The following is a 13977-nucleotide window of genomic DNA, read 5'->3' on the forward strand; positions in this document are numbered from 1 at the left end:
CCGCTGGTGATCGACTACGACTTCACGCTTTGAACGGACAGCACCCCATGACCCGACTTGAAACCATCGAGATCGAAACCGGCCCGAACCCGACGGCGAGCGTCATCGTCCTGCACGGCCTGGGCGCCGACGGCAACGACTTCGTGCCTGTGGCAGAAGAGTTCGACCTGGGCCCTGTCGGCCCGGTGCGCTTCGTCTTCCCGCACGGCCCGACGCGGCCGGTCACCATCAACGGCGGCTACGTGATGCGCGCCTGGTACGACATTCTGGGCACCGACATCGGCGCCGCCGGTCGTTCGCGCGAAGACGAAGCCGGGCTGCGCGAGTCGCAGGCGCTGGTCGAAGAACTGATCGCGAATGAAACAGCGCGCGGGGTCAAGTCGTCGCGCATCGTGCTCGCGGGCTTTTCGCAAGGCTGCGCGATGACCTTCATGACCGGCCTGCGCCACAAGGAACGGCTGGCCGGCCTGCTCGGCATGTCGGGCTACCTGCCGCTGGCCGACAAGACCGCGGCCGAACGCAGCGAAGCCAATGCGGGCGTGCCGATCTTCCAGGCCCACGGCAGCGGCGACCCGATGATCGCGATCGCGCGTGCGGTGGCGTCGCGTGACGCGCTGCGAGCGCTGGGCTACACGGTCGACTGGCACGAGTACCCGATGCAGCATTCGGTGTGCGCGGCCGAGATCGCCGACATGAACCGTTGGCTGCTGCGCGTGCTCGGCTGATCGCGGCCGGCGCGCAGCGCGCGTCGGCAGGTTCAGCGAGCGGCGGCCAGCAGCGTCGTCGAGACCGCCGGCGCGGTGGGCTTGGCTTGCGCCAGCTTCTGGCTGTCGGCGCCGCGGCCCAGCGTGGCACCGGCGAACACGTCGATGTTCAGGCCCACGACGAGGGCAATGGCGGCGGCGATCACGAGGCTGTTGAAGCGGTCGTCGAGGCGTTGGCTGTTCATGTTCATGGCGGGCTCCGTTGCAGTGGGTTGGCGGGCTGTCGATGCCTCGCATCAACGTGAATCCAATGTAGGTTTCGGAGCCCCGCGCGTCGCCGTCACTTCGCACGGCGGCGCTGTGACGTATTCACATCGACCCGCCCGGCGGGCTGCGGTTAGCATGGTTCATGGATCACAGCAGTAGTCGCCAGAGCCACCAGGATCAGCTTCTCCAACGGCACCTCGTGGCCTTGCTCGGCGACATCGATCCGGGCGTGCTCCAGCTCTTGCGCGGCCACCTCGAATGGATCGAGATCGCCGGCGGCGACACGCTGATGCGCCAGGGCGACGCAGGCGATTCGATGTACATCGCAATCAGCGGCCGGCTGCGCGCCTACGTGGCCGACGAAGACGGCTCGCAGCGCATGGTGCGCGAGATCTCGCGCGGCCAGATCGTCGGCGAGATGAGCCTGTACACCGACGAGCCGCGTTCGGCCACGGTGCTCGCGATTCGCGACTCGGTGCTGGTGAAGTTGCCCAAGGCCGAGTTCGCCGGCCTGCTGGCGAGCAGTGCGCAGATTTCGATCGCGCTCACGCGGCAGATCATCAAGCGGCTGCAAGGCGACCAGGACCGCCCCGCGCTCGAAAAGCCCGTCACGATCGCGCTGCTTCCGATCACCGGCGGCGTCGACGTGCCCGATTTCGCCGCGCGGCTGGAGGCGCAGCTCTCGAAGATCGCGCGCGTGCGCGTGGTCGACGCCGCCGTGATCGACCACGAACTGCAGCAGGCCGGCATCGCCGAGAGCGACGGCGCCAACGCCGACAACAACCGCCGCATCGCGCTGCTGCTCGACGCCATCGAGGCCGACACCGACTACGTGTTGCTGCTCGCCGACGCCACGCCCACCGCGTGGACGCAGCGCTGCTGCCGCCACTGCGACGAGCTGCTGCTGCTCGCCGACGCGACCCGCCCTCCCGCCTTGCACCCGATCGAAGAGCAGGTGCTGATGCGGCGCCCGCCACGCACCGGCGCGGCCGAGATCCTGGTGCTGCTACACCCCGAAACGCTGCAATCCCCGCGTGGCACGGCGGCGTGGCTGGCCCGGCGGCCGCTGGCCGGGCACATCCACCTGCGGCCCACGCTCGAGCGCGACATGGCACGCCTGGCGCGGCTGCAGAGCCGCACCGCCGTCGGGCTGGTGCTGGCCGGTGGCGGGGCGCGCGGTTTCGCGCACCTGGGCATCCTGCGCGCACTGCAGGAACGCGGCATCGAGATCGACTGCGTCGGCGGCACCAGCATCGGCGCGGTGATGGCGGCCTACGCGGCCTCTGACCGGCCGCTCGACGCGGTGATGGCCAACGCGCGCCAGTCGTTCGGCGTCAACCCGACCGGCGACTTCAACCTGCTGCCGCTGCTGTCGCTGATCAAGGGCACCCGGCTGCGGGGCATCCTGACCCGCTCGGCGGCGGACCTGCTCGGCTTCGATGCCGACATCGAAGACCTGTGGAAGAACTGCTTCTGCATCGCGACCAACTACTCGAAGGCGGCCGAGCAGTCGTTGACCCACGGCAACCTCGTCAAGGGCCTGCTGGCGAGCATCTCGATCCCGGGCGCGTTGCCCCCGGTGATCCACGACGGCGACCTGCTCTGCGACGGCGGCACCTTCAACAACTTCCCGGTCGACGTGATGCGCAACGTGCGTGGCATCGGCCGCGTGATCGGGGTCGACCTGAGCTACCGCAAGCCGCGCCGCATCGAGCACGACGACGTGCCGGGCAGCTGGGCGCTGCTGCGCGACCGTTTCCGCGCCAAGGCCCGGCGACTCTACCGCCTGCCCACGCTGGCCTCGTACCTGATGAACGTGACCGTGCTCTACAGCACCTCGCGCCAGCGCAGTGCGCAGAAGCTCACCGACCTGTACTTCAACCCGCCGCTCGAACGCGTCGGCATGCTCGAGTGGAACAAGTTCGACCAGATCGTGCAGCAAGGGCATGCGCACGGTGCCGAGGTGCTCGACAAGCTCGGCCCGCCGGCAGCATGAGCGAGCGCGAGCAACTCGAGGCCGGCATCGCCGCGCTGCAGGCGCAACGCGCGGTGCTGGGCGACGCGGTGATCGAGATGGCGCTGGCACCGCTGCGAGCCCAGCTGAGCCGGCTCGACGTGGCGCGCCGCGCCGAGACCCAGCAGCAGTTGCGTCTGGTCAGTGTGCTGTTCGCGGACGTCGTGGGGTCGACCGCGATGGGCCAGCAGCTCGACCCGGAAGACACGCACACGATCATGGACGGCGCGCTGCAGAAGTTCGGTGCCGTGATCGAGGCGCACCAGGGCCGCGTGCTGCGCTTCATGGGCGACGGCCTGATGGCCGCTTTCGGGGCCGACGGCGCGCGCGAAGACGACCCCGAGCGCGCCGTGCGTGCCGGGCTGGCCCTGCTCGAAGAAGGCAGGCGCCACGCCGACGAAGTGGTGCTCCGGCACGGTGTGGCCGGCTTCGACGTGCGCGTGGGCATCAACACCGGCAGCGCACTCGTCGGCGGTGGCGTGGAGGCCGAGAACACCGCCATGGGCATGACCGTCAACATCGCCTCGCGCATGGAACAGACCGCGCCTGCGGGCCGGCTGCGCATCAGCCACGACACCTACCGCCACGTCCGCGGTGTGTTCGATGTGGAGGAACAGGAACCGATGTCGGTCAAGGGCCGCGACGAGTTGCTCGTGAGCTACCTCGTTCAACGCGTCAAGCCACGCGCCTTCCGCGTGCCCACACGGGGCATCGATGGCGTGGAGACGCCGATGGTCGGGCGCTACGGCGAACTGAGCGCGCTGAGCCAGGGCTTCGAGGCTGTGCTGGCACAGCGTTCGCTGCAGGCCTTCACCGTGGTCGGCGATGCCGGCTTGGGCAAGAGCCGGCTGCTGGCCGAGTTTCAGAACACGCTGGAGACGCATCCGCAGTCGTTCTGGCTGCTTCTGGGCCGGGCCCAGCCCAACGGCATGCTGCGGCCCTACGGGCTGCTGCGCGACGTGATCGCGTGGCGCTTTCAGATCGCCGACAGCGACAGCGCCGAGCTCGCCCGGCGCAAGCTGGTCGACGGCATGGCGCCGCTCTTCGCCGCTGAAGGCGAACTGCCGGCGCACCTGCTGGGCCAGCTGATCGGGCTGGACTTCTCGGCCAGCCCGCTGCTGGGCAGCGCCCTCGGCGATGGCCGCCAGATCCGCGACCGGGCGTTCCAGGTCGCCACGCAGTTGCTGCACCGGCTCGCTGCCAGCGACGCGTCGCCGCTGGTGATGCTGCTCGACGACCTGCACTGGGCCGACGACGGCTCACTCGACTTCATCAGCCAGCTGATGCAGCAGCAGCGTGACCTGCCACTGCTGCTCGTGATGCTGGCGCGCCCGCCGCTGTTCGAGCGGCGCGCGAACTGGGTGCTGGCCGACACGTCGCACCGGCGCGTCGACATCGCGCCGCTGGGCAGCGACGACAGCCACGCCCTCACCGACGTGCTGCTGCAGCGCATGACCGAGGTGCCCGCGGTGCTGCGCGCGCTGCTGACTTCACGGGCCGAGGGCAACCCGTTCTACATGGAAGAGCTGGTGAAGATGCTGATCGACGACGACGTGATCAGCGTCGACGCCGACGGCTGGCAGGTGCGCGCAGACCGGCTGCTCGGCGTGCGGGTGCCGCCCACGCTGACAGGCGTGCTGCAGGCGCGCCTCGACGCGCTGTCGGCCCACGAGCGCAGCGCCTTGCAGCACGCGGCGGTCGTCGGCCATGTGTTCTGGGACACGGCGCTCCAGGCCCTGCAGCCAGGGGCCGAAACGGCACTGGCCATGCTCTTGCGCAAGCAACTGATCGTGCAGCGTGATGTCTCTGCCTTCGACGGCACGGTGGAGTACAGCTTCGGCCACCACTTGTTGCACCAGGTCTGCTACGGCACGGTGCTCAAGGCAGCGCGCCGCGCCGGCCACGCCGCCGCTGCCGCGTGGCTTTCGCAAAGGCTCGGCGAGCGCACCAACGAGTTCCTCGCCGTCGCAGCCGAACACTACGACCGCGCGGGCGATGAGCTGCAGGCGCTTGTTTTCTTCGAGAAGGCCGCCAACGACGCTTCGGGCCGTTTCGCCAACGCCGCCGCGCTGGCCCATGCCGAGCGCGCCCTGGCGAGCCCACGGCTCGACGACTTGCGCCGGCGTTGGGCCCTGCTCTTGCTGAAGGTCACGCAGCTCGACCGCATGGGTGAGCGGGCCGCGCAGCAAGCCGCGCTGGCCGAGTACGAAACCCTGGCCGATGCGATCGGCGACGACGGGCTGCGCGCCCGTGCCCGTGGCGCCCGCGCGCTGCTGGCCGACCGGCTCGGCGACCGCGCCACGGCGTTGGCGCTCGCCCATGAAGCCTGGGCGCTTGCCGAACGGGCCGACAGCCCGAGCCCGGCCGCCATGGCCCTCGGCCAGATCGCCTGGGTGCACCGCGTGCGCGGCGAGCTCGACAGCGCGCGCCGTTTTGCCGAGCAAGGCTTGGCCTGGGCGCGACGCGTTCCGACCGAGGCCTACACGGCCCAGTTGTTGCTGGTGCTGATCGACATCGCCAAGGCGTCGAACGACCACGCCGAAGTCGGCCGCCTGCTCGACCAGGCCCGCGAGGCCGTACGTGCCACGCCGTCGAGCCGCCGCTCGCTGGGCAACGTGCTGCTCGCCAGCAGCCAGCATGCCAGCGCGCTCGGCGACTGGCCGCAGGCGCAGCTTCACGCCGAGGCGGCTCGGCAAGCGGACCGCGACATCGGCATTCCGTACAGCGAAGCCGCCGACCTGTGCATGCAGTCCGAATGTGCACGCGAGCTGGGCGACGCGGCGGCGTCGCTCGCCCATGCCGAAGCGGCGCTGGCGATCTACACGCGGCTCTCCGACAAGTACGGTCGGGCCGCGGCGTGGGACCACCTCGGTCACGCGCATCGCGCCGCCGGCGCCTGGGCACAGGCGCTGGCGGCCTTCGAGAATGCGTTCGCGCTGTACGAGGTGGTGGAAGACCTGACAGGCCGGCGCTCATCGCTCGCCCTGATGGCCGAGGCTCACCTCGAGTGCGGGAACGTTTCGCTCGCATTGCCGCTCGTGGAGCGGGTGTTGGGCGAGGTGGGCCAGGGCGATCAGCGGGAAGGCAGCATCCTGCTCGCGCTGATCTGCCACCGCGTGTTGCAGGCCGTGCACGACCCTCGCGCCGACCGGTGGCTGGTCGAGGCCCACAGCGCACTGCAGGCGCGGCTGGCGCGCATCGAAGACGCCACGGTCCGGGCCCGGGTGCTGGACAGAATTTCAGCGCACCGGGCGGTGGCCGATGCGTGGGCGCGGCGCACGTCGGCGGCGCCTGCACCATGAGCCCGCACGGCAGCCAGAAGGGCTCACGTACCGCAGCGCAAAACAAGCAGGTTGCCAGATGAGCGAGCGCGAGCAACTTGAAGCCGGCATCGCGGCGCTGCACGCTCAGCGCGCGCTGCTGGGCGATGCAGTGGTCGAGATGGCGCTGGCGCCGCTGCGGGCCCAGCTGAGCCGGCTCGACGTGGCGCGCCGCACCGAAACCCAGCAGCTGCGTCTGGTCAGCCTGCTGTTCGCCGACATCGTGGGCTCCACCGCGATGGGGCAGCAGCTCGACCCGGAAGACACGCACGCGATCATGGACAGGGCATTGCACAAGTTCGGCGCCGTGATCGAGGCGCATGAAGGCCGCGTGCTTCGTTTCATGGGCGATGGCTTGCTGGCCGCCTTCGGCGCGGACGGCGCCCGTGAAGACGACCCCGAACGCGCCGTGCGCGCGGGCCTGGCTTTGCTCCGGGAAGGCAAGCTGCATGCGGCGCAGGTCGAGCAGCGGCACGGCATCGCGGGGTTCGAGGTGCGGGTCGGCATCAACACCGGCAGCGCACTCGTCGGCGGCGGCGTCGAAGCCGAGAACACCGCCATGGGCATGACGGTCAACATCGCCGCGCGCATGGAGCAGACCGCACCTCCGGGTGGGCTGCGGATCAGCCACGACACCTACCGCCACATCCGCGGTGTGTTCGATGTGGAGGAGCAGGAGCCGCTTGCGGTCAAGGGCCGCGACGAACCGCTCGTCACCTACCTTGTTCAACGCGTGAAGCCACGCGCGTTCCGCGTGCCCTCCCGCGGCATCGACGGTGTCGAGACGCCGATGGTCGGGCGTTATGGCGAGTTGACGGCGCTGAGCCAAGGCTTTGAAGCGGTGCTCGCGCAAAAGTCGCTGCAGGCCTTCACGGTTGTCGGCGACGCCGGGCTCGGCAAGAGCCGCCTGCTGGCGGAGTTCCAGAACGCGCTGGAGACTCACCCGCAGTCGTTCTGGTTGCTTCTGGGTCGGGCCCAGCCCAACGGCATGCTGCGGCCTTACGGGCTGCTGCGCGACGTGATCGCCTGGCGCTTCCAGATCGCCGACAGTGACCCCGCCGAGACGGCGAGGCGCAAGCTGGTCGAAGGCATGGCGCCGCTCTTCGCGGAAGAGGGCGAACTGCCAGCCCAGTTGGTGGGCCAGCTGATCGGCCTCGACTTCTCGGCCAGCCCGCTCCTGGGCCCCATGCTGAACGACGGCCGGCAGATTCGCGACCGGGCGTTCCAGGCTGCCAGCGACCTGCTGCGCCGGCTGGCCGCGAGCGATGACTCGCCGCTGGTGATGCTGCTCGACGACCTGCACTGGGCCGACGACGGCTCTCTGGACTTCGTGGCCCATCTGCTGCAGCGGCAGCGCGATCTGCCGCTGTTGATGGTGATGTTGGCGCGCCCGGCGCTGTTCGAGCGGCGCGCGAACTGGGTGCTGGCCGACACGTCGCACCGGCGCGTCGACATCGCGCCGCTGGGCAGCGACGACAGCCACGCCCTCACCGACGTGCTGCTGCAGCGCATGACCGAGGTGCCCGCGGTGCTGCGCGCGCTGCTGACTTCACGGGCCGAGGGCAACCCGTTCTACATGGAAGAACTGGTGAAGATGCTGATCGACGACGGGGTGATCCGCGCCGACGCCGATGGCTGGCAGGTTCGGGCCGACCGCCTGCTCACCGCAAGGGTGCCGGCCACGCTGACCGGCGTGCTGCAGGCGCGCCTCGACGTGCTGTCGCCGGCCGAGCGCAGCGCCCTGCAACACGCTGCCGTGATCGGGCACGTGTTCTGGGACGCCGCGCTCGATGCGCTTGAACCTGGGGCGGCTGCGGCATTGGCCAACCTGCTGCGCAAGGATCTGATCGTGCGCCGCGATGGCTCGGCTTTCGACGCGGCGGTCGAGTACAGCTTCGGCCACCACCTGCTGCACCAGGTCTGCTACGACACGGTGCTGAAGGCCCCGCGCCGCGCCGGCCACGCCGCCGCTGCCGCGTGGCTTTCGCAAAGGCTCGGCGAGCGCACCAACGAGTACCTGGCCGTGGCCGCCGAACACTACGACCGAGCAGGCGACGAACTCCAGGCGCTCGCCTTCTTCGAGAAAGCCGCTCAGGACGCCGCTGACCGCTACGCCACCCGCGCGGCCGTGGCCCACCTGGAGCGCGCGCTCTCCAACCCGCGTTTGACCGACCTGCACCGGCGCGTGACGCTCTATCGCCTCCAGCACGTGCTGTTCGACCGGCTCGGAGACCGGCAGGCGCAGGAGAAGTCGCTCGCTGAATGCGCGGCGCTGGCCGAGGCCCTCGACGACGACGAGATGCGCGCGCGGACCCTCAATTCACGCGCGCTGCTGGCCGACCGGCGCGGCGATCACACGACCGCGCTGGCACTGGCCCACGAGGCCCTGGCGCTGGCCGAACGCGGCGACTTCCCGAGCACGGCCACGCTGGCACTGGGCGAGATCGCCTGGGTGTACTGCGTCCGTGGTGAGCTGGACATGGCGCGCGGTTTTGCCGAGCGAGGCCTCGAATGGGCTCGGCGCGTTCCGGGGGAGCCCCACACGGCGCAGTTGTTGCTGGTGATGGTCGAGATTGCCAAAGGGTCGAACGATCACGCCGCCGTGGGCCTGCTGCTCGGCCGGGCCCGCGAAGCCGTTCATGCCACCCCGTTGGGCCGTCGGTCGCATGGCCCCGTGATGCTCGCCAGCAGCCGGCACGCCGGTCTGCTGGGCGACTGGCCGCAGGCGCAGCGACATGCCGAGGCGGCCCTGCAAGCGGACCGCGACATCGGCGTTCCGTACAACGAGGCCGCCGACATCTGCATGCTGTCGCAGTGCGCGCGCGAGCAAGGTGACGCCGCTGCCGCGCTGGCCCATGCCGAAGCCACACTGGCGATCTACACCCGACTCTCCGACAGGTTCGGGCAGGCGATGGCCTGGGGGCATGTCGGCGAAGCGCGCGGCGAGGCAGGTGACTGGGCCGGCGCGCTCGCGGCCTTCGAAGCGGCGCTCGCCTTGTTTGAAACGGGCGACTACGCGGAACACACACGCGCCACGCTCGCGCACTTGGCACAAGCCCACCTCGAGTGCGGCAACAGTCGGCTGGCTCTTCCCCTCGCGGAGCGTTTGCTGAGCGACGTGGAACAGGCCGATCAACAGGAGAACGGGATCTTCGTCGCATTCACCTGCCATCGGGTGCTCGCGGCCCTGCGCGACCCGCGCGCCGCCGGCCTGCTGACGGACGCCCACAACGCCCTGCAGAAGCGGGCAGCGCACATCGAAGACACCACGGTACGGGCCCGGATGCTGGACGGGATTTCAACGCACCGCGCGATTGTCGAAGCCTGGTCGCGCCGCGCCGCCGCCGGGATTCAGAGAACCGGCGGCAGCTGACGCTGGCGCCGCTCGTGCTGTTCCCAGGCACGAGCACGTTGTTCGCAGTCTTCGTGATCAGCGGCCTGCGACAGATACAGCTCGCGCGGATCGATCGGGCCTTGTCCGATCCGCCGGGCCAGTGCCGACACGGCGCCGACGACTTTGTCGAGGGCCGAACCGGTGCTGGCGGTGGCGGGGGTGGTTGCTGTGTACAGGGTCGACGTGGTGGTGGTCATGGCAATCTCCAGGCAAGAAAAGGGTGGGTCGTGAAGGTTCAGCGTGCACTGAGGTCTTTGAGCTGCGTGCGGGCCGGCGCGGGTCGCATCCACGCGGTCACGTTGCGGCCGATGGCGCCGAAGAGGGAAGCGCCGCGCCGCGGGGCAGCGCCGGCCGGCTCGGCCACGCTGCGCTCGACCTTCACGAGCGCCTCATCGGCCGGGTGCGGCGCGGCGCTGAAGCCGCAGCGCTGCATCAGCACCAGCATGTCGCGGTTGCCGGCCAGCACCTCGCCGCACAACCAGCGCGCGCCGGCGCGGTGCGCGCATTTGCACAGCGCGCTGATCAGCCGCCGGCCGAGGCCCAGGCCGTGCCAGGCATCGGCCACGACCACCGCGAACTCGGCGCTGGCGCCATCGTCGTTCATCACGTAGCGGGCGTCGGCGATGACACGCTCGGTCTCGCCTTCCATCACCGTGACCACGAAGCCCATGTGGCTCTGGTAGTCGATGTTCGTCATCGCTTCGGCACGCGCGCTGCTGAGGCCGTTCACGGCGCCGTGGAAACGGTTGCGACGCGAAGCGGGTGAGAGCGCGGCGACGAAGGCCTGCTCGGACACGTCGTCCTGCGGCAGCACCGGGCGCAGCGTGGCGCGCTGGCCGTTGCGCAGGGTCCAGCTTTCGATCAGCTGGGTCGGGTAGCGGTGGATCCGGTACGGGGCGGTGGCGATCTGGGTCTGCATGCTCGGCTCCTGGGTTCTGACCCCGCTCCGTGCTGCGGATCGGGTGAACCCAATGTAGGAATCGAGCGCCTTTCGGTCGCTGCACAAGTCGGCATCGGCGGTGTGCGAAATTCACACGCGCCCGACGCCCGCCCGCTGCTACCAGGCGGCTGGTGGCCTTTTGAGGATCGTGATGCGCCCCGCTTCGTTGCGCAGGTAGCCGCCGGTCACCAGGTCCTTGAAGATGCGGCTGACCATCTCGCGCGACGAACCCACGCGCTCGGCGATGTCTTGCTGCGTCAGCCGCTCGGCCACGACCCGCGGCGCGTTGTCGTCACCCGGCGCGAGCTGCTGCAGCAAGCCGATCACGCGGCCGTAGACGTCTTGCAGCGCGAGGCTCTTCACGCTGTCGGTCGCCTGGCGCACGCGCTTGATCAGCTTGTGGATCAGGTGCTGCGCGAAATCGGGGTGGTCGGTGATGAAGGCGCGCAGGTTGGCCGCGGTGACGAGCGAGCAGGTGGTCGGCTCCATCGTCATCACCGAAGCGCTGCGCATGCCGCCGTCGAGCGCGAGCTCGCCCACGTATTCGCCGGCACCGTGGGTCGTGATGATCACTTCCTTGCCGGCTTCGTTGGCGGCGTAGACCTTGACGCGCCCGCTCAGCACGATGAACAGCGTGTCGGCGCTGTCGCCCTCGTTGATGATCACCGCGTGCGCCGGGTACCGTTTCACGCCGCCCTGTGCGGCAATGCGCTGGAGCAAGGGCTGGTCGAGGGCGTCGGAAGCTACGGCTGGCGTGGGCATGCGGCGATTGTGGCGCGAGCGCGGCGACTACCGCTTGACCGACTGTCCGCAGCCCTGGGTGCCGCCGCCCGACTTCAACCCGACGCCGCCTTCGCCTTCGGCGGCCCGAACCGCTGCCCCGGCTTCTCGGCCCGCGCATACAGCCCCGCCACCTTCGGCAGGTTCTTCTCGATGTCTGAAATGCGCGTCGGCCCCGAGGGGTGGGTGCTCATGAACTGCGGCGGCGCGTTCTTGTTGGCGGCGGCCATCTTCTGCCACAGGGTCACGCCCGAGCGCGGGTCGTAGCCGGCGCGGGCTGCGAGCTCGATGCCCACCAGGTCGGCCTCGGACTCGTCTTCGCGGCCGAACTTGAGCGTGAGCAGCTGGCCGCCCATGTCGGCCGCTGCGCGCCCCAGGCCGCCCAGGCCGAAGATCGCGGCGCCCACCTCGATGGCGCCGCGCGTGGCCATGGTCTTGCCCATGCGTTCGCGGGCGTGCTCGCGCAGCGCGTGAGTCATCTCGTGGCCCATGATCATGGCCACCTCGTCGTCATTGAGCTGCAGCTTGTCGAGAATGCCGTAGTAGTAGGCGATCTTGCCGCCAGGCATGCAGAAGGCGTTGACCTGGCTGCTGCCGATCAGGTTGACTTCCCACTTCCACTGGCGTGCCCGTTCGTTCCACTCGTAGGTGTGCGGGATGAGCCGCTGCGCGATGGCGCGCAGGCGCACCACCTGCGGGTGGTCGGCCGGCGCGAGCGCACGCTGTTGCGCGGCCTGGCGCTGCATCTGCACGTACTGCTGGCTGGCCGCCTGCTCGATCTGGTCGGCCGACACGGCGCCGGCGAAGATCGACTTCTTGCCCACTTCCACACCTTCGCGCGCCCGCACCGGCAGGGCGGCCGCCGCGCCGGCAACGAGCAGCGCGCCGGTGAAGAGGCGGCGGCCCGGCGCGAAAGCGCAGGCCGCGCAGCGGTGGGTCAGGGCGGCGGTGGCCATGGCGGTGTCACGGTTGTTCATGAGGCTCTCTGATGGCTGGCGTCGCGCAGCGTTCCCGCCCTAACGCGATTCGGCCTGCAACAGCATACGTCGCACCTGCGGCAGCAGCAGGTAGGCCGGGAAGCTGAGCCAGAACGTCAAAAAGAAGTAGGCCGAGTAGCCCATCTCCTGCGCGCCGATGCCGCCGGCCCAGCCGGCCACCGCACGGCTGAAGGCGAAGATGCTGGAAAGGATGGCGTACTCGGTCGTCGCTTTCGCGCGGCTCGTGATCGCCATCAAGAACGCGAGAAAAGCGCCAGTGCCCAGCCCGCCGGTGAAGCTCTCGACGGCGCTGGCGCTGTAGACGATCAGCTGGTGCGCCATCGCGATGTCGGTGCCCTGCGCCGCACGCGGCACGGCGTAGGCCGCGAACGCGTAGACCAGGTTCGACAGCGCCTGCCAGATGCCCAGCACCCACAGGCCCTTGAAGATGCCGCGCGTGTCGACGTACCAGCCGCCGAGCAGGCCACCGGCGATCGACAGCACCAACCCGAGCTGTACGCTCACCAGGCCGATCTGCTGGTTCGTGAAGCCGGCGTCGACCCAGAACGGCTTGACCATGAAGCCCATCGACGCGTCACCGAGCTTGAACAGCAGGATGAAGACGAGGATCGCGATCATGCCCGGCCGCGACAGCAGTTCGACCCACGCGCCGAACACCGGCCCTTCGCGCATCAGCTGCGCACGCGGGTGGTTGGCGGCCGTCACCATCAGCGCCGCGCCGAGGAACATCAAGCCGACCGGGATGGCGCCCTTGAACCACCAGGTCTTGTTCCACTCGGCCACCACGCTCCAGCCCGCCACCTTGCCGATGGGCGCAAGCGCCGGCCAGAGCAGGCCGATCAAGACGAGCGCGAGCGCAGCGATCCAGAGCGGCTGGTCGCGCAGCAGCCCGAACTCGGTGGCCAGGGTGCCGGGTGTCGACAAGCGCGCCCCTTCGGGCGGCGCAAACAAGGCCATCAGCGCATTGCACGCGAACACCGCACCGCCGACCACGTAGGCCACGCTCCAGCCGAGCCAGCCCGACAGGATGAGCACCACGCCCGCGAAGATCATGCCGACGCGGTAGAAGCCGATGCGAAAGCCGTTGGCCATGCCGTATTCGCGCCGGTCGAGCAGCTCGATGGTGTAGCCGTCGGTCGCGATGTCGTTGGTGGCCGAGAACACCGTGAACAGGCCGATCACGACCCACACCCAGGGCCCGAACACGTTGGCCGAGCCGGTCGCGAAGTACCACATCACGCAGGCCATGCCGGCGTTGGCGCCACTCACCCACCAGCGGTGGTGGCGCGCCCAGTCGATGGCCGGCGCCCACAGGAACTTCACGGTCCAGGCCAGGCCGAGCAGGCTCAGCAGGCCGATGTCGGCCAGGTTCACGCCCTGCTGGCGGAAGTAGACCGGGAAGATGTCGAAGAACACCCCGAGCGGCAGGCCTTCGCTGAAGTACAGCAAGGCCACCCAGAAGAGCTTGCGTTTGTAGACGGGGGTGGCCGGGGGCGACGCGCCGGGGGCGGTGGCCCCGGGGGTGGGGGAGGTCATGGGCGCATTCTATGGACGCGGGCG

At 69.7% G+C, this 13977-nt stretch carries 10 protein-coding genes; 4 read left to right on the plus strand and 6 right to left on the minus strand.

Annotated features, from left to right (window positions below):
- Positions 1 to 47: 47 nt before the first annotated feature.
- Entirely contained in the window at positions 48 to 725 is a 678-nt protein-coding gene (locus tag AC30PD_RS09625; protein WP_489535439.1) for an alpha/beta hydrolase, read from the plus strand.
- A gap of 32 nt (positions 726 to 757) precedes the next feature.
- Here AC30PD_RS09625 and AC30PD_RS09630 read toward each other — a convergent pair whose 3' ends face one another.
- A complete protein-coding gene (locus AC30PD_RS09630) occupies positions 758 to 955 on the minus strand; it encodes a hypothetical protein (protein WP_489535440.1) in 198 nt (65 codons plus the stop codon).
- Between the two features lie 158 nt (positions 956 to 1113).
- On the opposite strand from AC30PD_RS09630, the gene AC30PD_RS09635 reads away from it, so the two are divergent.
- From AC30PD_RS09635 to AC30PD_RS09645, 3 genes are read left to right on the plus strand one after another with little or no spacing between them, the layout of a single operon-like run.
- Positions 1114 to 2967: a patatin-like phospholipase family protein gene (locus tag AC30PD_RS09635; RefSeq protein WP_489535441.1), complete on the plus strand. Its 1854-nt coding sequence runs from the start codon at positions 1114 to 1116 to the stop codon at positions 2965 to 2967.
- A complete protein-coding gene (locus AC30PD_RS09640) occupies positions 2964 to 6287 on the plus strand; it encodes an ATP-binding protein (protein ID WP_489535442.1) in 3324 nt (1107 codons plus the stop codon). The genes AC30PD_RS09635 and AC30PD_RS09640 overlap by 4 nt, the downstream gene beginning before the upstream one ends.
- A 58-nt stretch (positions 6288 to 6345) precedes the next feature.
- Complete coding sequence (locus AC30PD_RS09645; RefSeq protein ID WP_489535443.1) at positions 6346 to 9678, plus strand: ATP-binding protein; 3333 nt, start codon at positions 6346 to 6348, stop codon at positions 9676 to 9678.
- Here AC30PD_RS09645 and AC30PD_RS09650 read toward each other — a convergent pair.
- From AC30PD_RS09650 to AC30PD_RS09670, 5 genes are all read right to left on the minus strand, one after another.
- Entirely contained in the window at positions 9657 to 9896 is a 240-nt protein-coding gene (locus tag AC30PD_RS09650) for a hypothetical protein (protein WP_489535444.1), read from the minus strand. The two genes, AC30PD_RS09645 and AC30PD_RS09650, sit on opposite strands and share 22 nt — an antisense overlap.
- Positions 9897 to 9934: 38 nt before the next feature.
- Complete coding sequence (locus AC30PD_RS09655) at positions 9935 to 10618, minus strand: GNAT family N-acetyltransferase (protein ID WP_489535445.1); 684 nt, start codon at positions 10616 to 10618, stop codon at positions 9935 to 9937.
- Between the two features lie 138 nt (positions 10619 to 10756).
- Entirely contained in the window at positions 10757 to 11401 is a 645-nt protein-coding gene (locus AC30PD_RS09660; protein WP_489535446.1) for a Crp/Fnr family transcriptional regulator, read from the minus strand.
- 74 nt (positions 11402 to 11475) lie between these two features.
- Positions 11476 to 12396, minus strand: coding sequence for a M48 family metallopeptidase (locus AC30PD_RS09665; RefSeq protein WP_489535447.1), 921 nt, complete (start codon positions 12394 to 12396; stop codon positions 11476 to 11478).
- 39 nt (positions 12397 to 12435) lie between these two features.
- Positions 12436 to 13953: an MFS transporter gene (locus tag AC30PD_RS09670; RefSeq protein WP_489535448.1), complete on the minus strand. Its 1518-nt coding sequence runs from the start codon at positions 13951 to 13953 to the stop codon at positions 12436 to 12438.
- Between the last annotated feature and the right edge of the window lie 24 nt (positions 13954 to 13977).

The sequence above is a fragment of the Rhizobacter sp. genome (assembly GCF_032229685.1).
Taxonomy (GTDB): domain Bacteria; phylum Pseudomonadota; class Gammaproteobacteria; order Burkholderiales; family Burkholderiaceae_C; genus LMDS01.

Excerpts from the sequence above, each read along its gene's own strand:
- AC30PD_RS09625 (WP_489535439.1), top strand. The coding sequence starts at position 48 with ATGACCCGACTTGAAACCATCGAGATCGAAACCGGCCCGAACCCGACG.
- AC30PD_RS09630 (WP_489535440.1), bottom strand. The coding sequence starts at position 955 with ATGAACATGAACAGCCAACGCCTCGACGACCGCTTCAACAGCCTCGTG.
- AC30PD_RS09635 (WP_489535441.1), top strand. The coding sequence starts at position 1,114 with ATGGATCACAGCAGTAGTCGCCAGAGCCACCAGGATCAGCTTCTCCAA.
- AC30PD_RS09640 (WP_489535442.1), top strand. The coding sequence starts at position 2,964 with ATGAGCGAGCGCGAGCAACTCGAGGCCGGCATCGCCGCGCTGCAGGCG.
- AC30PD_RS09645 (WP_489535443.1), top strand. The coding sequence starts at position 6,346 with ATGAGCGAGCGCGAGCAACTTGAAGCCGGCATCGCGGCGCTGCACGCT.
- AC30PD_RS09650 (WP_489535444.1), bottom strand. The coding sequence starts at position 9,896 with ATGACCACCACCACGTCGACCCTGTACACAGCAACCACCCCCGCCACC.
- AC30PD_RS09655 (WP_489535445.1), bottom strand. The coding sequence starts at position 10,618 with ATGCAGACCCAGATCGCCACCGCCCCGTACCGGATCCACCGCTACCCG.
- AC30PD_RS09660 (WP_489535446.1), bottom strand. The coding sequence starts at position 11,401 with ATGCCCACGCCAGCCGTAGCTTCCGACGCCCTCGACCAGCCCTTGCTC.
- AC30PD_RS09665 (WP_489535447.1), bottom strand. The coding sequence starts at position 12,396 with ATGAACAACCGTGACACCGCCATGGCCACCGCCGCCCTGACCCACCGC.
- AC30PD_RS09670 (WP_489535448.1), bottom strand. The coding sequence starts at position 13,953 with ATGACCTCCCCCACCCCCGGGGCCACCGCCCCCGGCGCGTCGCCCCCG.